Origin of the sequence: Pseudomonas sp. R4-34-07 (genome assembly GCF_003852375.1) — a bacterium.
Lineage (GTDB): Bacteria > Pseudomonadota > Gammaproteobacteria > Pseudomonadales > Pseudomonadaceae > Aquipseudomonas.
Map to the genome: position 1 here is coordinate 4506842 of NZ_CP027760.1, position 20038 is coordinate 4526879.

General features: G+C 60.8%; 22 protein-coding genes. 12 read left to right on the forward strand and 10 right to left on the reverse strand.

What is annotated here, in order from left to right:
* Positions 1-39 precede the first annotated feature (39 nt).
* The 3 genes from C4J85_RS20730 to C4J85_RS20740 form a co-directional block, all read right to left on the reverse strand.
* Entirely contained in the window at positions 40-1512 is a 1473-nt protein-coding gene (locus tag C4J85_RS20730; RefSeq protein WP_124411220.1) for an amidase family protein, read from the reverse strand.
* 198 nt (positions 1513-1710) lie between these two features.
* Positions 1711-2448, reverse strand: a complete 738-nt coding sequence (locus tag C4J85_RS20735) for a hypothetical protein (protein WP_177413572.1) — start codon at positions 2446-2448, stop codon at positions 1711-1713.
* 107 nt (positions 2449-2555) lie between these two features.
* Positions 2556-3614, reverse strand: a complete 1059-nt coding sequence (locus tag C4J85_RS20740) for an MBL fold metallo-hydrolase (protein ID WP_124410608.1) — start codon at positions 3612-3614, stop codon at positions 2556-2558.
* Positions 3615-3735: 121 nt separating this feature from the next.
* Between C4J85_RS20740 and C4J85_RS20745 the strand changes: the two genes are divergently transcribed.
* From C4J85_RS20745 to C4J85_RS20755, 3 genes are all read left to right on the forward strand, one after another.
* Positions 3736-4356, forward strand: a complete 621-nt coding sequence (locus C4J85_RS20745) for a TetR/AcrR family transcriptional regulator (protein ID WP_124371621.1) — start codon at positions 3736-3738, stop codon at positions 4354-4356.
* Positions 4357-4567: 211 nt separating this feature from the next.
* Positions 4568-5887, forward strand: a complete 1320-nt coding sequence (locus C4J85_RS20750) for a PAS domain-containing methyl-accepting chemotaxis protein (protein WP_124411222.1) — start codon at positions 4568-4570, stop codon at positions 5885-5887.
* A 73-nt stretch (positions 5888-5960) separates the two neighbouring features.
* Complete coding sequence (locus tag C4J85_RS20755) at positions 5961-6476, forward strand: DUF1003 domain-containing protein (protein ID WP_124371623.1); 516 nt, start codon at positions 5961-5963, stop codon at positions 6474-6476.
* On the opposite strand, the gene C4J85_RS20760 is transcribed toward C4J85_RS20755, so the two are convergent.
* Positions 6473-7357: a LysR family transcriptional regulator gene (locus tag C4J85_RS20760; RefSeq protein ID WP_124410609.1), complete on the reverse strand. Its 885-nt coding sequence runs from the start codon at positions 7355-7357 to the stop codon at positions 6473-6475. The two genes, C4J85_RS20755 and C4J85_RS20760, sit on opposite strands and share 4 nt — an antisense overlap.
* Positions 7358-7436: 79 nt before the next feature.
* Here C4J85_RS20760 and C4J85_RS20765 point away from each other — a divergent pair, with 79 nt between their 5' ends.
* Both C4J85_RS20765 and C4J85_RS20770 read left to right on the forward strand, forming a co-directional pair.
* On the forward strand, positions 7437-8144 hold the full coding sequence (locus C4J85_RS20765; RefSeq protein WP_124410610.1) for a CTP synthase: 708 nt from the start codon (positions 7437-7439) through the stop codon (positions 8142-8144).
* Entirely contained in the window at positions 8141-8464 is a 324-nt protein-coding gene (locus C4J85_RS20770) for an antibiotic biosynthesis monooxygenase (RefSeq protein ID WP_124410611.1), read from the forward strand. Before C4J85_RS20765 ends, C4J85_RS20770 begins: the two co-directional genes overlap by 4 nt.
* A gap of 578 nt (positions 8465-9042) precedes the next feature.
* Here the strand turns inward: C4J85_RS20770 and C4J85_RS20775 are convergent.
* Positions 9043-9366: a DUF2025 family protein gene (locus C4J85_RS20775; RefSeq protein ID WP_124368078.1), complete on the reverse strand. Its 324-nt coding sequence runs from the start codon at positions 9364-9366 to the stop codon at positions 9043-9045.
* A gap of 232 nt (positions 9367-9598) precedes the next feature.
* Between C4J85_RS20775 and C4J85_RS20780 the strand changes: the two genes are divergently transcribed.
* From C4J85_RS20780 to C4J85_RS20795, 4 genes are all read left to right on the forward strand, one after another.
* A complete protein-coding gene (locus C4J85_RS20780; protein ID WP_124371628.1) occupies positions 9599-10750 on the forward strand; it encodes a glycerophosphodiester phosphodiesterase family protein in 1152 nt (383 codons plus the stop codon).
* Between the two features lie 91 nt (positions 10751-10841).
* Complete coding sequence (locus C4J85_RS20785; RefSeq protein ID WP_124371629.1) at positions 10842-11147, forward strand: PepSY domain-containing protein; 306 nt, start codon at positions 10842-10844, stop codon at positions 11145-11147.
* Positions 11148-11294: 147 nt separating this feature from the next.
* The gene (locus C4J85_RS20790) at positions 11295-12317 is read left to right on the forward strand and encodes a transporter (protein ID WP_124364081.1); all 1023 of its coding nucleotides are present in this window, start codon (positions 11295-11297) and stop codon (positions 12315-12317) included.
* 198 nt (positions 12318-12515) lie between these two features.
* On the forward strand, positions 12516-14132 hold the full coding sequence (locus C4J85_RS20795) for an inorganic phosphate transporter (protein ID WP_124371630.1): 1617 nt from the start codon (positions 12516-12518) through the stop codon (positions 14130-14132).
* A 13-nt stretch (positions 14133-14145) separates the two neighbouring features.
* Here C4J85_RS20795 and C4J85_RS20800 read toward each other — a convergent pair whose 3' ends face one another.
* Positions 14146-15042, reverse strand: a complete 897-nt coding sequence (locus C4J85_RS20800; protein WP_124407984.1) for a LysR family transcriptional regulator — start codon at positions 15040-15042, stop codon at positions 14146-14148.
* 105 nt (positions 15043-15147) lie between these two features.
* On the opposite strand from C4J85_RS20800, the gene C4J85_RS20805 reads away from it, so the two are divergent.
* On the forward strand, positions 15148-15909 hold the full coding sequence (locus tag C4J85_RS20805; RefSeq protein ID WP_124410612.1) for an SDR family NAD(P)-dependent oxidoreductase: 762 nt from the start codon (positions 15148-15150) through the stop codon (positions 15907-15909).
* Between the two features lie 11 nt (positions 15910-15920).
* Here the strand turns inward: C4J85_RS20805 and C4J85_RS20810 are convergent, their stop codons facing one another.
* Entirely contained in the window at positions 15921-16358 is a 438-nt protein-coding gene (locus C4J85_RS20810) for a multidrug/biocide efflux PACE transporter (protein ID WP_124410613.1), read from the reverse strand.
* Positions 16359-16446: 88 nt separating this feature from the next.
* Here C4J85_RS20810 and C4J85_RS20815 point away from each other — a divergent pair, with 88 nt between their 5' ends.
* Positions 16447-17301 carry a LysR family transcriptional regulator gene (locus C4J85_RS20815; protein ID WP_124410614.1) on the forward strand — a complete coding sequence of 285 codons (855 nt, stop codon included), beginning with the start codon at positions 16447-16449 and terminating at the stop codon, positions 17299-17301.
* 1 nt (position 17302) lies between these two features.
* On the opposite strand, the gene C4J85_RS20820 is transcribed toward C4J85_RS20815, so the two are convergent.
* The 3 genes from C4J85_RS20820 to C4J85_RS20830 are packed head-to-tail and all read right to left on the reverse strand — an operon-like array spanning position 17303 to position 19340.
* Entirely contained in the window at positions 17303-18532 is a 1230-nt protein-coding gene (locus tag C4J85_RS20820) for an RNA polymerase sigma factor (RefSeq protein ID WP_124410615.1), read from the reverse strand.
* Entirely contained in the window at positions 18532-18879 is a 348-nt protein-coding gene (locus tag C4J85_RS20825; RefSeq protein WP_124371636.1) for a YciI family protein, read from the reverse strand. Before C4J85_RS20825 ends, C4J85_RS20820 begins: the two co-directional genes overlap by 1 nt.
* A gap of 41 nt (positions 18880-18920) precedes the next feature.
* On the reverse strand, positions 18921-19340 hold the full coding sequence (locus C4J85_RS20830; protein WP_124407990.1) for a nuclear transport factor 2 family protein: 420 nt from the start codon (positions 19338-19340) through the stop codon (positions 18921-18923).
* Positions 19341-19487: 147 nt separating this feature from the next.
* Between C4J85_RS20830 and C4J85_RS20835 the strand changes: the two genes are divergently transcribed.
* Positions 19488-20006, forward strand: a complete 519-nt coding sequence (locus tag C4J85_RS20835; protein ID WP_124410616.1) for an N-acetyltransferase — start codon at positions 19488-19490, stop codon at positions 20004-20006.
* Positions 20007-20038 lie beyond the last annotated feature (32 nt).

A 20038-nucleotide genomic window follows, 5' to 3' on the forward strand; every position in this document is an offset into this window, starting at 1 on the left:
AGCGGCAACGCGATGGATTAGCCCGCTTTCATGCTGCTTTCACGCAGAGGCTGAATCACATTCAGACGTTGCCTGCAGGCCCCCAACCGCGTTATCTGCCATTACGGGTGCTGGCGTAAAGGGAGTGCCAGGGCGGAATGCCGGCTGTTTAATCGCCCGTGTGGCTTGCTCATAAACATAGGCCGCCGACAGCACTGTGGCATCGTTGTTAGCCGACCCGTAAAGGTAAAGCGCCGTTGGCATCCCCTCATCATCAAGGCCGGACGGAATGGACATTGCCGGGTAACCTGCCGCAGCGCTGAAAAAATAGTTGTTTGAGAGGAAGTTCGACACCATCGCATCGAGCCTGTGCTTTTTCATCGGATCATCGATGGTTTTCTGGAAAACCGGAATGACGGCCGCCCACAGCTTATCGCGCTGGTCCTGAGTGCTCACCAGGCCATTGATAAGCTCCAACACTTTCTGGTCCGGCTCACCGGGCTGCTGGTGACGCTTATTAAAAGCAATCAGCTCCGAAAGCGATTTGACAGGCAAACCCTCGCGCCCGGCGAGATACTCTTCCAGTTGGTGCTTGACGTCTGAAAATAATGCGTCGTTGTAATCGGCGTAGGTTTGCTCAGAGACGCCATCCTCCAGCGTTCCCACGGGCACCAGGATCGCACCTTGAGACTTCAACACCTCAAGCGCATCCGCGAAATGCTTACGGTCCGCCCGCTTCGCGGGGTCTTTGGCCTCCTCTACGGACAATTCAGGCACAGGCGTGTAGCCAATTCGCTTGCCTTTCAAGGCATCGGAGCGCAGTCCCTCGGTGTAAAGCGTGGTCTCGGTCATGGCGTTGAGCGCTTCTGCCGCATCGCAGACATTGCGCGTGAACGTGCCAATCGTATCCATGCGTGAACTGGTCATGACACCCTCGGTACTCAGCAAGCCCACGGAGGTTTTCAAGCCAAAAACGCCGTTGTAGGCCGCGGGAGTAGTGATCGATCCGTTGGTTTCCACCCCTAACGCCAGCGGCACATGCCCTTGGGCAACCGCTACGGCAGAACCTGAGCTCGAACCCGCTACCGTCCCGCCCAGGCGATGCGGGTTCAGCGTCTGGCCACCTCGGGAACTCCAGCCATCCACCGGTAATTCAGAGCGGAAGTTCGACAGCTCGCTCATGTTGGTTTTACCTACAACCACCACGCCGGCCTTCAGCAAGTTGTCCACGACCTTGGCATTTTGAGTGGCGGCCTTGCCCACCAGAGCCTTGGAACCGGCGCTTGTCTGCATCCGGTCCCTGGTTTCGAATACATCCTTCAGCGCGATCGGAACGCCATGCAAATACCCGCGCACCTGGCCTTTTTCACGTTCAAGGTCCAGCGCCCTGGCTTGCTGGAGCGCATCCGGATTGGTTTCTATGAACGCGTTACCGCCCTGCAGCCCATGATCAATATTGGCAATTTGTCGGAACGTGTCTTTCACCAGCGATTCTGAGGTGACCCCGCCGCGGCTGGCCATCTCCACCGACATTTGAGATGCGCCCTTGAAGCCCTGCGGCGGATTTGAAAGCGCTTGCAACAGGCCTGTCGCCCACCCACCTGCTGAAACTGGTCCGATCATGGAAATACCCCTAATTGACTGAAAGAGAGCTATCGGCCGATAACCCAACACGAGTCTAAGAGGCTGTTCCGGCGTCGCTATGCAGGCTAATCCTGCTGCCCGGTATGATCATTCCGTACCCGGTGTGGGCGCGACAGTTGATAGAAGCTGGCGGTAAGTTCGCAGCAGGACCTGCACGCGATCAGCCGCCCAGCGGGCCCCGTAAAACCAGAGTTGGGTGCCATCCTCCAGCGCCTGACAGGCGCTGGGGTATCCACTTCTGCGCGCTGCATGAAACGCCGCACTCTGAGCGTCTGACACCAGGGCATCCAAACGATGGCTGGCCACGAGCGCATCGATGGCCGTACCGGATTCGAGAGGGTCGTCCGTACGCTGCGCGTCCACTGCGACTAATTGCACACCCGCTTGGCCGAGGATAACGAAGGCACGGTGCAAGGTTGCACGCTGGTCCGTGGGTTCAACATGCCCACCGCGTACGTAGCGGATGGCATAGCCGATGCGCCACCCCGCCAGCACAGGGGAGCCAGTAAAAGCGCTGTTGTTTTGCACCAGGGGCACTTCAACCATCACCGGCCCAGTGGGGTCGACACCACTGAGGGCAACCAGTGATAACGCGGGGTCTCGCGTGGGCTTGATCATTGGAGGCAAGGCGTTGTAGCCGGGTATGAGTACCGTCCCCTCAGCGCGTCCGGCACCGAAAACGATAGCACCGGTGCTGGCGTTATCGGTTCGCGCCTGCGTGACGGTTGAAGAACCAGGATCGGCATGCTCGCCTGATACGGCGAGCGACGATGCTGAGAGGCACGGCATGCCCAATCGCCAGAGTTTCTTGCAGTCCTCGTTCATTGCAACGCCCCTCGAAATTAACTTTCCGACGGATCATCGCACTCTCTTCTGACGTTTGTCGCAGAGTCGAAACACCCTGAAAAACACCTTTTTCACAGGCTCTTCAGCTAACCCGCAGCCGGTTCTTTTACATCCTGAGTCTCTACCTCCAACCACCACGCATGCCCTCGTTCGGGCTGGTTGAGCCGGAACGCTTGCCCCATCGCCGGCGTAGTAATCGACACATTGCGCTCCCAGGCCAGCGCCATGATGCGGTCGAACGGCTCGTGCCAGGCGTGAAACGCCAAGTCGAAGGTGCCGTTGTGAATCGGTAGCAACCAGCGACCCCTGAGGTCGATATGCGCCTGTAACGTTTGCTCCGGCTGCATATGCACATGAGGCCAGTCGACGTTATAGGCGCCGGTTTCCATCAGGGTCAGGTCAAACGGTCCGTATTGCTCGCCGATCCGCTTGAAGCCGTCGAAATAACCCGTGTCGCCGCTGAAAAAGATCCGCCGCGCGTCATCGATCATCACCCAGGAACACCACAGGGTCTGGTTGCCATCAAACAGGCCACGCCCGGAAAAATGCTGCGCCGGCGTGGCAATAAAACGAATGCCATCGACCTCGGTGCCCTGCCACCAATCCAGTTGCCGCACCTTGGCGGCGTCCACCCCCCATTTGACCAGGGTGTCTCCCACGCCTAAGGGCGCAAGAAAGTACCGCGTCTTGGCGGCCAATTGGATCACAGCCGTGCGGTCGAGGTGGTCGTAGTGATTATGGGAAAGGATCACCGCTTCCAACGGCGGCAACTCCTCCAGGCTGATCGGGGGTTGGTGGAAGCGCTTGGGGCCGGCCCAACTGAACGGTGAGGCGCGTTCGGCGAACACGGGGTCGGTGATCCAGAATTTACCGCGCATTTTCAACAACACGGTTGAATGGCCCAGGCGGAACACGCTGTGATCGGGGGCTGCCACCAAGTGTTCGCGGGTCAGGGGTTGTACCGGGATGTTACCCACAGGCCTTGTGGTGCGCGGCTTGTTAAACAACATGTTCCAAAAGATACGCAAGGTCTTGCCAAAGCCACCGTGGGGCACCGGCGCGTCGTTGGTGAAATGCCCCTGGTCGCGCTCGGCAGGCCTGAGCGCAGTGGATGTCGGGTCAACACGGGTTGAAATCGTAGCCATTACAGAGTGACTCCTGCGTCCGCTCATAAATTACACTGCACAGTGTAGTTTCTACATTGCAACAAAACCCGAAGCAAGTAAACTGCCGAGTGTAATTTCATTTTTGAGCCCAACCTCCTCCATGACTGCCTCCCAACGCCTCACCGACCGTAAACGCGAAGCCATCGTGGCGGCGGCCATTGCCGAATTTCGCGAGAATGGCTTCGAGGTCACCAGCATGGACAGGATCGCCGCCACGGCCGGCGTTTCCAAGCGCACGGTCTACAACCACTTCCCCAGTAAAGAAGAGCTGTTCGCCGAAATACTCCACCAATTGTGGGCCAGCAGCGCCGCGCAACTGGATGTGGCGTACAGCCGCGACCAACCACTGCGCAATCAACTGCGCGGGTTGCTGGAAGCGAAAATGAAGATGATGGCGGATGCCAACTTCCTCGACTTGGCACGCGTGGCCATCGCGGCCACCATTCATTCGCCGGAACGTGCCCAAGACATGGTCAACCGCTTGAGTGAGCGCGAAGAAGGCTTTACCCAGTGGGTTCGCGCCGCCCAGGAAGACGGCCGCCTGAGTTGCAAAGACCCGGCGTTCGCGGCTCACCAGATACAAAGCCTGCTCAAAGCCTTTGCGTTCTGGCCACAGATCACCCTTGGCCAGCCTACCCTCGACGCAACGTCCCAGGCTCATGTGATCGAATCGGCGATTGATCTGTTCCTTGCAGGCTATGAGGTCAGTCCGCCGCAGTAGCACAATGCCGCCATTGGTCGCCTCGCTAGAAATGTGTCCACCCGAAGGCGAACTTCCTGGCAGGCCGATCACTCTGAACCCGTTGTTCCACCCCCCTCTGTCAGCACAAGGAGCTGGCAATGAGCAAGTCAACCGTGAGGCCCAGGTGCCCTACGGGGTCAGGCGCATTTACATGGATCCCTCATACGCATGCCTGCTCGAGCTTCCGATCATGCTATTCAACGCTTACAAAAAAACCATCACCGCCTTGCAACATACCACTGTGCAACAGTCCAGCCTGCTGGACGCCATCGAGCGCTCGATGGCGGTTATCGAATTCGATGTGCAGGGCACGGTGCTGCGCGCCAATGACAATTTCTTCAAGACCCTGGGCTACCGCGCCGAACAGATCCTGGGCCAGCCCCACCGGATATTCTGCACACCGGCGTTTGCGCGCAGCGCCGACTACCACCAGCTGTGGACACATCTGCGCAACGGCCAATTCAAGTCCGGCACCTTTGAACGGGTAGGCGCCAACGGCGCATCGGTGTGGCTGGAAGCCAGCTACAACCCGGTACGCGATGAAGCCGGTCGCGTGGTCAAAGTGGTGAAGTACGCCATGGACGTCACCCCCCGCCTGCAAGCCGAAAGTGAAGCCAATGCCAAGCTGCAAGCCATCGACCGCGCCATGGCGATGATCGAATTCAACCTCGATGGCACCATCATCACCGCCAACGCCAACTTCCTGCAGCGCATGGGTTACAGCCTGGCGCAGATCCAGGGCAAGCATCACCGCCTGTTCTGCACCCCGGCGCTGGCCAGCAGCCCAGCCTATAGCGAGTTCTGGAAGCGCCTGAACCAGGGTGAACTGTTCAGTGGCCAGTTCGAGCGGGTGGACAAGCACGGCAATACGCTGTGGCTGGAGGCCAACTACAACCCGGTGTACGACGCCAGCGGGCGCCTGTGCAAAGTGGTGAAGTTCGCTTCGGACGTCACGGCCCGTGTGCAACAGCATGCGGCCGACGCGCAAAGCGCTGCGCAGGCCTATCACCTGTCGCTGAACACCCAGGACATGGCCGAAAAAGGCGCCGAGGTGATTCAGAAAACCGCCACCGGCATGCGCGACATCGCCGTTGATATCGACGCCTCTTCGCAACTGATCGCCAAGCTGGGCGAGCGGTCGCAGCAGATCACCACCATCGTCAACACCATTCGCGGCATCGCCGACCAGACCAACCTGCTGGCCCTCAACGCCGCCATCGAAGCGGCCCGCGCGGGCGAGCAAGGCCGCGGCTTTGCCGTGGTGGCCGATGAAGTACGCCAATTGGCGGCACGTACCAGCGGCTCCACGGCGGAAATTTCCGGCATGATCGCCATGATCCAGGACGAAACCCGCCAGGCCATCGACAGCATGGACGCCACCCGCGACCGTGCGGCCCAGGGCGTGGAACTGGCCAACCAGGCCGGTACGGTGATCCTGCAGATCCGTGAAGGCACCAGCGAGGCGGTACAGGCGGTGAGCGCGTTTGCCAACGAGCGGGGCAACCGCTGACGGCTTCTTCATGTGCGGGCCGAGGGCTGGGTCTATAGTGCGTGATGCCTCACGCCACCGACTCGAGCCCGCCATGACCGATAAACCTGACCCAACCCCTGTCGACCCCTTGCGCTTCCACCGACATCACGCCCACCTGGCGCCGACCTTTGGCAACGATACCTTTGCTCTCAAGGCCGAAGCCTTTGCGCGGTTCTTTGGCACACCGACCTTCCTCGGCGCGCAAACCGCCATTGTGGTGCTGTGGGTGGTGCTGAACGCGACCGGCATCACCCACTTCGATGTATACCCATTCATCCTGCTCAACCTGGCATTCAGCCTGCAATCCGCTTACGCCGCGCCGTTGATCCTGCTGGCCCAGACGCGCCAGGCTGCGCGCGACAAAGCCCAGTCCGACGCCGACGCACAACACCGCGAAGCCCTGGCCACCGCCAACACCGCCCGCCAGGCCCAGGCCGCACAAACCACCAAACAGTTGCTGGAGCTACTGGAACAAAACACGCGGCTGACGGAAATGACTAAACAGCTGACCGAACGTATCGAAACCCTGACGTGCGAAATACATGAGCAATTTGTGCGCAAAACCTAATTGCGCAACCCGCTTACATGTCGCCCCAGCTCATCAAACAGGGTCACCACTGAACGCAACGCCCGGCAGTCGGGGCGCGTCAACAGCCACAGCGCCGTGTCATGCCCTGCCAATGCGCAGCCCAGTGGTTGCAGGCCATCGCCTATCAGAAAATCCGGCAGCGCCGCCACCCCCAGCCCGGCGCGCACCAACTCGGTCACCGACTGCATGCTGTTGCAACGATAACCGGGACGCACGCCCGGCAGATGCTCACGGCGCCAGGCCACTGTGGGGTGGTCGGGTAAAAAGTCGTCCGGCGCGATCCAGGCCAGGTCAGCCAGTTCCTGGCGTGCATGCCGAAGAGCATAGTCGGCGCTGGCGCACACCTGATACGTCACCGTCCCCAGGCAACGTCCGACGAGATGCTCCGGCGGCTTGCTGGTCAGACGCAGCGCGATATCGGCATCGCGGCGGCTGAGGTTGGCGAAATCATTGGAGGTGCTCAGCTCCAGGATCAACGCCGGATAATTCGCCATGAACCCGGCCAGGGCCGGCAGCAGCAGACCTTGCAGCACAGCGTCGGTGCAGGTCAGGCGCACCGTGCCGCTGATCACTTCCCCGCCCTGCTCCACACCGATGCGCGCGGCCTCCAGGGCAAGTTCTGCGCGCTCGGCCTGTTGCGCCAAGTGGGTGGCCAATCCGGTGGGCAGATAACCGGCACGGTTTTTTTCAAACAACGTCTGGCCAAGAGCAGCTTCCAGGCGCCGCACCGCCCGGAACACTGTGGACACATCCACCCGCAGCAGCCCGGCAGCCCGCGCCAGGGTGCCGCCGCGAACCAGGGCGAGGACCAGCGACAGATCGTTATAGTCGACTTGATAGTGCACGGCTGCATTGAGCATGTGGGCAAATGCCAATATTGATTGCGTGAGCGCCAATCTATAGTGCCCCTGAGGACACCACAAGCCATGGGATCACACGATGAAAGACGCCCCGCTGCACCTCGCTCTGATCGGCGATTACAACCCTGACGTGATTGCGCACCAGGCCATTCCCGTGGCGCTGCAACAAGCAGCCCAAGCCTTGAAGCTGAGCGTCAAGGTGCAATGGCTCGACACCGACGCCATCACCGCCACGGCCTCGCTGCACGGGTTCGACGGTTTCTGGTGCGTGCCCGCCAGCCCGTACCGCGACACCGAAGGCGCACTGCGAGCCATCCGGTTCGCCCGCGAACAGCGGCGACCTTTCCTCGGCACTTGCGGTGGTTTTCAACACGCGGTGCTGGAATATGCCCGCAACGTGCTGGCCTGGGCGGATGCCGAACACGGCGAGTTGGTACCGGGCGCTAAACGTGCCGTCATCACGCCGTTGAGTTGTGCGCTGGTGGAGGCCGACGACACCGTGCGCCTGGAGCCCTACACCCGTATCGCGCAAGCCTATGGCAGCGTGGATATCCACGAAGGTTATCGGTGCCGCTACGGCATCAACCCCGAGTTCGCTCATGCACTGCTTGAAGGAGAGATGATTGCCAGCGGTCACGACGCTGCAGGCGACCTTCGAGCGGTGGAGCTGCTGAACCACCCGTTTTTCGTCGCCACCCTGTTCCAACCCGAACGCGCCGCCCTCAAAGGCATCACGCCGCCGCTGGCAATTGCCCTGCTCACGGCGTGCCAGGAGGCCTCGGCATGATCGCCAAGACACCGGCGCCGCCCTACTACGCGGTAATCTTCAGCTCACTGCGCACCGCTGGCGACCAGGGCTACGGTCAGGCCGCCGCGCGTATGCTGGAACTGGCGCATGAACAGCCGGGATTTCTGGGCGTGGAATCGGCGCGGGAAGAAGGCCTGGGGATCACCGTGTCTTATTGGAGCAGCGAAGCGGCGATCCTGGCCTGGAAACAGCAGGCCGAACATAAGCAGGTGCGCGAGCAAGGGCGCTCCCTCTGGTACACAGCGTTTCATACCCGCGTGTGCAAGGTGGAGCGGGCCTATAGCTTCCACGCTGAATGATCGTGCGTCTGCAAAATGCATAGGTATCTACACAAGTGTGTAGCAGCCTACGGTAACCACGATGCGAAGCGAGCCGCTCTTGCTCTTGCTCTTGCTCTTGCTCTTGCTCTTAAGCGCCCCGTTAAACCACGCTGGCCGGAATTCGACAGTGATTTGGGGGGTAAACCGGCAGAGATGCCGGTTTAGCCGCCCCGCGCCATGGATGGCGCGTGGCGGCGGCCCCCCAAATCAATGTCGGATTACGGGCACACCGAGCCTAAGCGAGGTGCCGAGTGGTGGGGCAAGAGCGTTTTGCTTACTTTTGCGCTTTTCAAAAGTGAGACGCCGTAAGGGCGGAACCCATAGCAGCCGTTACCGCAGCAACGGATATGTACTCGCCCTGATCCAGCATCCTGGTCGGCTGTCAGGCCGCCATCGGGAGCAAGTCGAATCGTCGCACCGCCCCTCCCACATTTGGATCGCGCGGCATCAGTCAGATAGCTATAGGCCGCCAGGTCGCCACGGGAGCAAGCTCCCTCGCCACAGGTTCAGGACTACGCCAAAGTTGTGTAGATACCTACGCTGCAAATGGCCTGCGCTTAACTGACCAAACTACGCAACGCACTGATCTGCGGGATCTCAATCCGGCGCATATACACCCGCAGCGGTTCGCTGATGTTGATGCGATCGTCAATGTTTTGTGCGAGCAGCAACTGAATGCGCGCGCGGGACAGGATCATGCTGTGGTCGGCAGCCGGTTCCCAGACGAACTCGGCTGTGGGGATGATGCCGTCATCGGCCACGTCCATGCCGAAGGCATCTTCGCTGAAACGTACGATGTACTGGCCCGTCTTGCGGTTCAGGCCGACAAAACCGTGGAGTTGGTCGGCGGCCTGGCAGATAAGTTCGGAAGTGATGCGCATGGTAAACCTCACTGAAAAGTCCTACTGGGACTGGAAAGATGGTTTACACGCGTGGCAGAAAATACCGTCCTCTAACGGGGCAGCTTCGGCTAAGGGTACTGCAATGCGTCACAAAAAAATTCACAAAATTGGCCCGCGCGCACGTTAATGTCGGTTTGGTGATAGCGCCTTTCGCAATCAATTGCTAAAAAGGACACCTTCTCAAAGTCACCTCCACGAAAGGACTTCGCTTATGCCTGTCACGTTAACCAAAGGCCCGGTGCACGCCACGCTAGGGAGTACCTTGCTGCTGGCGCTGATGCTCGGCCTTGGCCCTGCACAGGCTGCCGACCCCATCAGCCCGGCTGAATTGGCGACAAACGAAGGCATTCCCTACCCTGCCGTGATCGCCCACCGTGGCGCTTCCTATGACGCCCCCGAGTCCACCGCCGCCGCTTACAAGGTCGCGCGCGACCTGGGCGCCGACTATCTGGAACTGGACCTGCAGCGCAGCAAGGACGGCGTATTGTTCGCCCTGCACGACAACAACCTGCAACGCACCACCGACGTGGCGACCAAGTTCCCCGAGCGCAAAGACGCGCCGGCCAACGAATTCACCTGGAAAGAGCTGCAAACCCTCGACGCCGGCAGCTGGTTCAACGCCGCCTACCCGGACCGCGCGCGCCCTGGTTTCGTCGGCCTGAAAATCCAGAGCCTGGATGACATCATCAAAATCGCCGAAGGCAATCCGCAACACAAACCCGGCCTGTACATCGAGACCAAGGAGCCCAAGCAATTTCCGGGCATCGAGGCCGACCTGAAAAACAAGCTGCTGGACAAGGGCTGGTTGAGTTCCGCCGGCTCCAAGCTGGGCAAGAGCAACACCGGTGTCGGCCAAGGCAAGGGCCGCGTGGTGCTGCAAACCTTCGAGGTGGCCAGCCTGAAAGAACTGCAGAAAGAAATGCCCAACACGCCGAAGATCCTGCTGTTGTGGGTCGGTGAAGGCAGCATCGAACCGAAGTCCAAAGTGCCCTTTGCCGAGTCCGGCGAGCCGACCAAAGCCGCCTATTACGCCAAGCAGGAACCAAAGGATGCGGCCGAGTTCGAAAAATGGGTCGACCAGGCCAAGAGCCTGGGCGCCATCGGCACCGGCCCTTCGGCGGAGCTGACCGACCACGGCGACCAAAGCTACACCGACCTGGTCAAGCCTGAAATGAACCAGCTGACCCACGACAAGGGCCTGCTGGTGCATGTGTACACCGTGGATGAACCGGTTGATTTCGACAAGGTGATGAAGGCCGGCGTCGATGGCATCTTTACCAACCGCGCTGCCGAACTGCTGAAGTTCTACAAGCGCTGGCCGTCGTCCAGCGTGCAGGACCTGCTGAACGACCATAAGTACTGAGGCGTTTGTGGCAGTCAGCCATTAAGCATGAGTTAAGTTGCGCCGGTTAATCTGGCGCCACTTAAACAGTTCAACCAGAAGGACACACACCATGAAAACCTTGACCACTCTGTTCGCCGCCACTGCCCTGACTCTGACTGCCGGTTTGGCACAGGCTGATGTTCGTCCGGACCAGATTCCAGGCCTGCTCAAATCCGGTGACGTGATGGCGTTTGAAAAACTCAACGCTGCCGCCGTCGCCAAGCATGCCGGCGCCACCATCAACGACACCGAACTGGATCACGAAGCCGGCAAGCTGGTCTACGAAGTGGACCTGACCGACACCACCGGCAAGAAGTGGGACGTGAAGCTCGACGCCAAAACAGGCGCCGTATTGGAAGACAAGCAAGACACCTGAGTTCGATCCCCAAAAAACGCGTCACCTGCGGGTGGCGCGTTTTTTTATGGGCGCTCGCCAAACCGTCACATAACCGTCATCGCACCTTGCAATGATTCGCATGCGAACCTGTGAAACGTCCTACAGGCGCTTTGTCTGCGAGCCTCCATGAACCACAGCATCGATCACGCCCATCAGGATCCCGATCTGTTTGGCCTGCTTTACGGTTTCCGCTTTCTGCCCGGCGAAAAGGGCGAGCAGATTGACTCGGCCACCGCGCTTGCGTACTTGCAACAACCCGGCGATCCGCAAGCATTTCTCTGGCTGCACCTGAACCTGGCCCACGCCGCCTGTGAGCGCTGGATGCAGGCCCACCTGGAATTGCCCGAAGAGTTCTTCGAAGCATTGCACGAAGGATCGCGCTCCACGCGCATCGAGCACGTCGATTCCGCCCTGTTGGCGGTGGTCAACGACGTGGTCTTCAACTTCAGCAGCATGGTGTCGTCGGATATTTCCACGTTATGGGTGTGTGCGCGCAGTCGCCTGCTGATCAGTGCGCGCCTGCAACCGCTGCACTCGGTGGATAAATTGCGCTCGTCGGTGAAAGCCGGTGAACGCTTCCGCTCGCCGCTGGAATTGCTGGTGCATTTGCTGCGCGACCAGGGCGAAGTACTGACGCAAATCGTGCGCAAGACCAGCCTCAGCGTCGACCAGATCGAAGACCAGTTGCTGTCCTCGCGCCTGTCCACCAACCGCGCCGAACTCGGTGCCGCGCGCCGCGTGCTGGTGCGTTTGCAACGCCTGCTGGCGCTGGAACCGGGCTCGCTGTTGCGCCTGCTCAACCGGCCGCCGCAATGGCTGCAAAAGGAAGACGTGAAGGAGTTGCGCAAATCCACCGAAGAGTTCGCGCTGATCATCAACGACCTGACGGCCCTGGGCGAGCGCATCAAATTGTTGCAGGAAGAGATCGCCGCCAACCTCAACGAACAGAGCAACCGCACGCTGTTCACCCTCACGGTGGTGACGGTGCTGGCGCTGCCGATCAATATCATCGCCGGTTTTTTTGGCATGAATGTGGGTGGGGTACCGCTGTCCACCGACCCGGAGGGCTTCTGGATCCTGGTAGCGCTGGTGGCGACCTTCACCTTGATTGCCGGGCGCTGGGCATTCAGGAAGCGCAAGGATTACTGAATGACGATCGTGACGATCGTTCCCACGCTCCCGCGTGGGAATTCAGCCCGTGACGCTCTGCGTCCCCGTGCGCGGTTTTGGCGGTGCCTAACAGACCAGCGGCACCCGCATATCCCTTAAACACTGACCTGCCGCAGCATCTCTGTAACATTCTGCAATGATCATGGGCGACATCCTCATCACACTGGATGCTCCGGCATGGCCACCCCTTCCCTGACTGCCTCGCCCCACGCCTCACCCACCGCCTCCGCACCCCGCCTGGACACCAAGCCCGGCCTGGTGACGGTGATCATGTTCTTCGCCGTACTCGCCATGGGCCTGTTGTTCACCGCCTATAGCCTGATGCATGACATGCACGAACTGGGCACGGTGGTTACCACCTGGACACCGTTCCTGCTGCTCGGCGTGGCGCTGTTGATCGCCCTGGGCTTCGAATTCGTCAACGGCTTTCACGACACCGCCAACGCGGTGGCGACGGTGATCTACACCAACTCGCTGCCGCCGCATTTCGCGGTGGTGTGGTCGGGCTTTTTCAACTTTCTCGGCGTGCTGCTTTCCAGCGGCGCAGTGGCGTTCGGCATCATCGCGCTGCTGCCGGTCGAGCTGATCCTGCAGGTGGGTTCATCGGCCGGCTTCGCCATGATCTTTGCCCTGCTGATCGCCGCGATCCTGTGGAACCTCGGCACCTGGTGGCTGGGTTTACCGGCGTCGTCGTCCCACACCCTGATCGGTTCGATCATTGGCGTGGGCGTGGCGAATGCCTTGATGCATGGCCGCGACGGCACCAGCGGTGTCGACTGGAGCCAGGCCACCAAAATCGGCTACGCCTTGCTGTTGTCGCCGCTGATCGGCTTCGCATTTGCCGCCTTGCTGTTGCTGGCCCTGCGCGCCTTCGTGAAAAACCGCTCGCTGTATAAAGCGCCCCAAGGCGATACGCCGCCGCCATGGTGGATTCGCGGCATGCTGATCGTGACCTGTACCGGTGTGTCGTTCGCCCACGGCTCCAACGATGGGCAAAAAGGCATGGGCCTGATCATGCTGATCCTGGTGGGCACCCTGCCGATGGCTTACGCGCTGAACCGCACCATGCCCGCCGACCAGTCGCTGCAATTTGCGGCGGTCGCCGAGGTAACCCAGGCCGCATTGGTGAAGGCGGTGCCGCAGCCGGCACCCGCAGACTCCCGTGCAACCTTGTCGACCTATGTGCGTACCAAGGAAGCCACCCCGGAACTGGTGCCCGCCCTCGCCGCCATCACCGGCCACATCGGTGCCGAGGTTAAAGGCTATGGCTCCCTGGCCGCGGTACCGGCTGAAGCGGTGGGCAACGTGCGTAACGACATGTACCTGACCAGCGAAACCATTCGCTTGATGGACAAGGGCAAGGTCGGCGGTTTCGACGCCGACACCCAAGACAAGCTGCAGCTGTTCAAGCAACAGATCGACAGCGCCACGCGCTTCATCCCGCTGTGGGTCAAGATCGCGGTGGCCATCGCCCTGGGGCTTGGCACCATGGTTGGCTGGAAGCGCATCGTGGTGACGGTGGGCGAAAAGATCGGCAAGACCCATCTGACCTACGCCCAAGGCGCCTCGGCCGAAACCGTGGCGATGCTGACCATCGGCGCGGCCGACATGTTCGGTCTGCCGGTGTCGACCACCCACGTATTGTCATCGGGTGTGGCGGGAACCATGGTGGCCAACGGCGGCGGCTTGCAGATGCGCACCATCCGCAATTTGCTGATGGCCTGGGTGCTGACGTTGCCGGCGGCGATTGTGTTGTCGGGCAGCCTTTACTGGCTGTTCACGCAACTGTTCTGAACCACGTTCGCCTCTAGAGATGCGCGTGCAGCGTGGCCGCCAGCCACTCCATGAACACCCGCACGCGCAAGGGCAAATGCCGCTGGCCGGCGTAGAGCAACGACACGTCCAGCGGCGGCGCCGGGTAATCCGGCAGCACCGCTACCAGCTCGCCGCTGACCAACAATTCGCAGATGCCCAGCCGTGGCACTTGAATGATGCCAAAGCCCCCCAGGCACGCCGCTTGATACGCATCGGTGCTGTTGACGGTCACGCGCCCGGCCATCGGCAGCCGCTGCACCTTGCCGCCTTGCACGTATTCGAACCCCGCCGAGCGTGCGCCCAGCGGGCGTACGTAATGCACCAGTTGATGGTGCTCAAGGTCAGCCAGGGTTTCGGGCCTGCCGTAGCGCTGCACATACGCCGCGCTCACACAGTTGACCATGGGCAGGCTGCACACCCGCCGCGCCACCACGCTTTGATCGGGCTGGGCGCCCACGCGCACGACACAGTCGAAGCCTTCGGCGATCAGGTCCACCTGGCGGTCCGAGCTACTGATCTGCATGTCGATCAGCGGATGCCGCTCCATGAACGGGGGCAAGTTGGGCACGATCAAGGTGCGCGCCATCGCGTTGGGCATGTCCACCCGGATGCTGCCGGCCAATTGGGTTTCGTCCTGTCGGAACAGCCCTTCCAGTTCCTCCATATGCGCCAGCAAATCCTTGCTGCGCTCATACAAAACCCGGCCGTCCTGGGTGGCCTGCACCCTGCGCGTGGTGCGTTGCAACAGGCGCGCACCGAGCAGTTCTTCTAGAGTCCGCACCTGCTCGGACACGGTGGAGCGCGGCAGGCCAAGGCTCTCGCCAGCCTGGGTGAAACTCGACAGTTCGGTGACACGCACGAACGTGCGCAGCAGCTCCAGTTTATTCATGGGATTGTTCGCCTTGCCCGACCAGTGATTCCGATATAGCCCTGTTTATCACGTTACGGACGTACAAATACACTCAGTCCCACTACCACCTCAGAGGACTGCAGCATGACCACACGTAAAATCGCATTGATCACCGGCGCCAGCCGCGGCTTGGGCAAAAGCGCTGCACTGCATCTGGCAGCCCAAGGCGTCGATATCATCGGTACCTACCACAGCAAGGCCGATGAGGCCCAGGCGTTAGTGGCGCAGATCGAACAGCTGGGCGGCCGCGCGGCCATGGTGCAACTGGACGTGAGCCAGAGCGCGACGTTCGCAGGGTTCGTCAATGAAGTTACCGGCGCGCTCAAGGATGTTTTCGCACAGGACCGCTTTGATTTTCTGATCAACAATGCCGGCATCGGCCTGCATGCAAGCTTTGCCGAAACCACCGAAGCCCAGTTCGACCAACTGGTGGCGATTCATTTCAAGGGGCCGTTTTTTCTCACACAGAAGCTGTTGCCGTTGATTCGCGACGGTGGGCGCATTCTCAATGTGTCCAGCGGCCTGGCGCGTTTCAGCCTGCCGGGCTACGCCGCCTACGCGGCCATGAAAGGCGCGATGGAAGTGCTGACCCGCTACCAGGCCAAGGAACTGGGCGCACGTGACATCAGCGTCAATATCCTCGCCCCCGGCGCGATTGAAACCGACTTCGGCGGTGGTGCGGTGCGCGACAACGCTGACATCAATGCCATGGTCGCCAACAACACCGCCCTGGGCCGCGCCGGTTTACCCGACGACATTGGCGGCGCCATCGCGCTGCTGCTGGCCGATGGCAGTCATTGGATCACCGGCCAGCGCATTGAGGCTTCCGGCGGCATGTTCCTGTAGGCGCCTGGCGCTCACAGGGAAATCGGGGTCTTGCTGGCAATTCTGTCGCGTATCACGTCATAGCCCCAGTGATAGACGTAGGTGTACGGCAGGAAAAACAGCAGCACCCCGATGTCGAGGATGAAGGCGTCCAACAGGCTGATCTTCATCAAGGCGGCAATCAAGGGCACCGCCAGCAGGATCAGGCCACCTTCGAACAGCAGCGCGTGCAGCACCCGCGTCCAGCCGCCGCCGGGCAGTTGCAGGCGCACTTTAAGGCGGTCGAAGACGCTGTTGAAAATGACGTTCCAGCTCAGCGCCAGCAAGCTGATGCCCAGCGTCACCGCGCCCATTTCCAGGGCCGGCCGGCCGGTCACCCAGACCAGCAAGGGCGTACAGATCAACAAAGCCAAACCCTCAAAACCCAGGGCTTGCAGAACGCGTTCAGTCATCGATTTGGTAGGGTTCATGACCCGGCTCCGTGAAGGACGATGGTTGCCATGATTACCCCTTGAGCCGATACTTCATAACTAATAACCATCGATCAAGGCGATACTCATGGCGTCCCATGAAGTGCTCCAGGCGTTTGTCCAGGCGGCGACCCAAGGCTCGTTTTCTGCGGCGGCACGCAAGCTGGGCAAGAGCCAATCCACCATCAGCGCGGCGGTGGCGAGCCTGGAGATTGATCTGGACGTGGTGCTGTTCGATCGCAGCAGCCGCAAACCCACGCTGACCCCGGCCGGCCAGGTGTTGTTGCAGCGTGCGGAGCAGGTGCTGGAGGCCAGCAGCCGGCTGGAGCTGGCGGCGAGCCAATTGGCCCAGGGCTTGGAGCCGAAGCTGAGTATCGCCATGTCCGATACCTACCAGTCCGACCACTTCGAGGTGGCCCTCAGCGCCTTTGAACAACGCTACCCGGACCTTGAGTTGGAATGCCTGATCGCTGAATGCGAAGACTTGATCGCCTTGGTGCAAAGTGGCCGCACACACATCGCGTTTATCGAACAGCAGGAGGTTTACCCGCCGGACCTGACGTTTGCCCCCGTTGAAGAACGTACCGAAATCGCCCTGTTCGTTTCGCGTAAACACCCGTTGGCAAGCCTGGCCAAGGTTCACCCGCAGACGCTGCAGCTGCACCGGGAGTTGCGCCTGGCGAGCATCATCAATCCCAATGAAAACCGCAGCACCCAGCGCGTATGGTCGGCCCCCAGTTACCTGATGTTGATGGAGATGGCGCAACTGGGCTTCGGCTGGGCTCCGATCCCGCGCTGGCTGGTGGAGCGTTTTGGCGGTGGGCAATTGGTTGAACTCAAGGTGCGCAGCTGGCCCCGCTCGGTGGCGGTGGATGCGGTGTGGTCGCGACAGAACCCACCGGGGCCGGCGGGCAGTTGGTTGCTGGGCAAGATGCTCGAGTGAGTCACTGTTGATGGGCTTGGAGTTCGGCCAGGCGTTGCTCGAGGAAGCGCTGCTCAGGGGTTTGCCGGGTCAACGTCAGCGCCCGCGCATAGGCGGCGCGCGCTTCATCAACCCGCCCCAACTGTCGGCAGAATTCACCCCGCGCCGAATGCGCCAAGTGGTAATCCTGTAGCTCACCGCGCTGCAGAATGCCGTCTACCAGCGCCAGGCCCGCTAACGGCCCCTGCCCCATCGCCACTGCCACTGCCCGGTTCAGCTCGATCACCGGCGACGGCACGGCCCGAAGCAAGACATCGTAGAGCCCGACGATCTGCGGCCAGTCGGTTGCCTTTGCATTCGGCGCCTCAGCATGTACGGCGGCAATCGCCGCCTGCAGGCAATACGACCCGAAGCGCGGTGTCGTCAGCGCCTGTTCCACCAGTGCGCAGCCTTCAGCAATCAAGGACGCGTCCCACAGCGAGCGGTCCTGTTCATTCAGCAACACCAGTTCCCCGCTCGCCGAAGTGCGCGCCGGCCGACGCGATTCATGCAGCAGCATCAGCGCCAACAAGCCCATGACTTCGGGCTCCGGCAACAGCTCCATCAGTAAACGGCCGAGGCGAATGGCTTCGCGGGTCAAGTCTTCGCGCGTGAGGTCGGCGCCGGTGGAGGCCGAATAGCCCTCGTTGAACACCAGGTAAATCACGCGCAGCACGCTGTCGAGGCGCCCGGGCAGCTCGGCCAGGGACGGCACTTGATAGGGTATTTTCGCGTCACGGATCTTGTGCTTGGCCCGCACGATGCGTTGCACGATGGTGACCGGCGTGGCGAGAAACGCGCAGGCGATTTCTTCGGTGCTCAGGTCGCAGATTTCACGCAAGGTCAGCGCCGCCTGGGCGTCGGCCGCCAGGGCCGGGTGGCAACAGGTGAAGATCAGGCGCAGGCGGTCGTCTTCCACGTCTTCAGCACTCCAGTCAGCCGCCTCCAGCGCATCCGCCTGCTCCTGCAACAACGGGGTAAACCGCGCCTGGCGACGCAAGCGGTCAATGGCCTTGAAGCGTCCGGTCGACACCAGCCAGGCCCGTGGATTATCCGGTATGCCGTCGTGGTGCCAGCGTTGCACGGCGACGAAAAACGCCTCGTGCAAGGCCTCCTCGGCCAGGTCGAAATCACCGAGCAGGCGAATCAGCGTCGCGAGTACGCGGCGTGATTCGCTGCGGTAAATACGCTCGACCTGCAGGTTATGCGTCATCACGCCAGGTTCAATTCACGCACGGGACGCACTTCCACACTGCCGACCCGCGCTGCCGGAATGCCACCCGCCACCTGGATGGCTTCATTCAAATCCTTGGCCTCGATCAGGTAGAACCCGGCGAGCTGTTCCTTGGTTTCGGCAAAGGGGCCGTCGGTGATCGAAAGCTTGCCATTGCGCATGCGCACGGTGGTGGCGGTGCTGACCGATTCCAGCGGCTCGGCGGCGAGCATCCGACCGCTTTTTTGTATCGCCTCGGCGTAAGCGAAACACTCGGTGTCAGCCGGGCTGTCGGGCGAGGTGTGCAACACCTGTTCGTTGCTGTAGATCAGGCACAGGTATTTCATGGCGTTCTCCGGTTCGGATAACTGACTATAGTCCGCAACGCTCAAGGCTTGAGGTCGAACAGCGCAGCGCCGCTTTGCATATCGAAAGGTGCCGACCAGTGTTCATGCACCACCTTCCACTGACCGTCGATACGCTGATAGCCGGCAGTGACGCGCATCCAGCATGCCTTCACCTCGCCATCCGGCCCGGCGCCGCCGCAGTGGGCGAGCCAATGGGCAAACGCGCTCTCTTGCGCCTCCACGATGTGCAACTCATGAAACTCGAAAATACCCGGGCCGGGGCAATGCTCCATGCACGCTTCCCAGTGCGCCCGATAGGCCGCCTTGCCCTTGAATTGCAGCGCGGTCACGGCGTCGAACGAGACGATATCGTCGGCGTAAAAGCTGACAATCTTATCGACATCACGGCTGACGACGGCGTGCTTCCATTGCTCGATCAGACTGTTGATTGCAGTGCTCATGGCGATGACTCCTTGGGTTGGAAAATCACGAAAGACACCCTTAGTCGAACGCACTGCAGGCAAATCGACAGTCCGCACAAAAATAATGTCGCCTCCGGCAAAAACGCTAGAATCCGCCCTCTTTGTAGGATTTCGGATATGCCGCACATGGAAACCCGCCTCGTCCCCTATCAGGCGCTGAACGTTGTACAAAAACAGCAGCTCGACGGCCTGGAAGTCAATCCAGAACAACTGGCATATTCGGGTGATATCTATTGCGCGCTGAACAGCCTGCTGGTCAATCCCAACCCCGACGCTATCAAAGGCTTCGCCCTGCTCGCCGACGAGCGGCCGGTAGCCTTTCTGCTACTCAAACGCCCACCTTGCCTGCCCCATTGGGCTGACGAACACAGTGCGACGCTGCATGCGTTGCAGGTTGATCGGCATCAGCAGGGTCGTGGGTTTGGCAAGGCGTGTTTGCTGGCGCTGCCGGAGGTGGCGCTACAGGCGTGGCCGCAGATCAAGGCACTGGAATTGTCGGTGGATGCGGACAATGAAGCGGCGATGGGGTTGTATCTGGCAGTCGGTTGGGTGGATAGCGGTGAGGCTTACAGGGGAAGGATTGGGTATGAGCGCAGGTTGAGATGGGTGTTTAGTCAGCCCGGTGTTGACACCATCAAAATGTAACGTATACATAACTTAACGACAGCAAAGTAATG

Excerpts from the sequence above, each read along its gene's own strand:
- C4J85_RS20730 (WP_124411220.1), bottom strand. The coding sequence starts at position 1,512 with ATGTCGGTGGAGATGGCCAGCCGCGGCGGGGTCACCTCAGAATCGCTG.
- C4J85_RS20735 (WP_177413572.1), bottom strand. The coding sequence starts at position 2,448 with ATGAACGAGGACTGCAAGAAACTCTGGCGATTGGGCATGCCGTGCCTC.
- C4J85_RS20740 (WP_124410608.1), bottom strand. The coding sequence starts at position 3,614 with ATGGCTACGATTTCAACCCGTGTTGACCCGACATCCACTGCGCTCAGG.
- C4J85_RS20745 (WP_124371621.1), top strand. The coding sequence starts at position 3,736 with ATGACTGCCTCCCAACGCCTCACCGACCGTAAACGCGAAGCCATCGTG.
- C4J85_RS20750 (WP_124411222.1), top strand. The coding sequence starts at position 4,568 with ATGCTATTCAACGCTTACAAAAAAACCATCACCGCCTTGCAACATACC.
- C4J85_RS20755 (WP_124371623.1), top strand. The coding sequence starts at position 5,961 with ATGACCGATAAACCTGACCCAACCCCTGTCGACCCCTTGCGCTTCCAC.
- C4J85_RS20760 (WP_124410609.1), bottom strand. The coding sequence starts at position 7,357 with ATGCTCAATGCAGCCGTGCACTATCAAGTCGACTATAACGATCTGTCG.
- C4J85_RS20765 (WP_124410610.1), top strand. The coding sequence starts at position 7,437 with ATGAAAGACGCCCCGCTGCACCTCGCTCTGATCGGCGATTACAACCCT.
- C4J85_RS20770 (WP_124410611.1), top strand. The coding sequence starts at position 8,141 with ATGATCGCCAAGACACCGGCGCCGCCCTACTACGCGGTAATCTTCAGC.
- C4J85_RS20775 (WP_124368078.1), bottom strand. The coding sequence starts at position 9,366 with ATGCGCATCACTTCCGAACTTATCTGCCAGGCCGCCGACCAACTCCAC.
- C4J85_RS20780 (WP_124371628.1), top strand. The coding sequence starts at position 9,599 with ATGCCTGTCACGTTAACCAAAGGCCCGGTGCACGCCACGCTAGGGAGT.
- C4J85_RS20785 (WP_124371629.1), top strand. The coding sequence starts at position 10,842 with ATGAAAACCTTGACCACTCTGTTCGCCGCCACTGCCCTGACTCTGACT.
- C4J85_RS20790 (WP_124364081.1), top strand. The coding sequence starts at position 11,295 with ATGAACCACAGCATCGATCACGCCCATCAGGATCCCGATCTGTTTGGC.
- C4J85_RS20795 (WP_124371630.1), top strand. The coding sequence starts at position 12,516 with ATGGCCACCCCTTCCCTGACTGCCTCGCCCCACGCCTCACCCACCGCC.
- C4J85_RS20800 (WP_124407984.1), bottom strand. The coding sequence starts at position 15,042 with ATGAATAAACTGGAGCTGCTGCGCACGTTCGTGCGTGTCACCGAACTG.
- C4J85_RS20805 (WP_124410612.1), top strand. The coding sequence starts at position 15,148 with ATGACCACACGTAAAATCGCATTGATCACCGGCGCCAGCCGCGGCTTG.
- C4J85_RS20810 (WP_124410613.1), bottom strand. The coding sequence starts at position 16,358 with ATGAACCCTACCAAATCGATGACTGAACGCGTTCTGCAAGCCCTGGGT.
- C4J85_RS20815 (WP_124410614.1), top strand. The coding sequence starts at position 16,447 with ATGGCGTCCCATGAAGTGCTCCAGGCGTTTGTCCAGGCGGCGACCCAA.
- C4J85_RS20820 (WP_124410615.1), bottom strand. The coding sequence starts at position 18,532 with ATGACGCATAACCTGCAGGTCGAGCGTATTTACCGCAGCGAATCACGC.
- C4J85_RS20825 (WP_124371636.1), bottom strand. The coding sequence starts at position 18,879 with ATGAAATACCTGTGCCTGATCTACAGCAACGAACAGGTGTTGCACACC.
- C4J85_RS20830 (WP_124407990.1), bottom strand. The coding sequence starts at position 19,340 with ATGAGCACTGCAATCAACAGTCTGATCGAGCAATGGAAGCACGCCGTC.
- C4J85_RS20835 (WP_124410616.1), top strand. The coding sequence starts at position 19,488 with ATGGAAACCCGCCTCGTCCCCTATCAGGCGCTGAACGTTGTACAAAAA.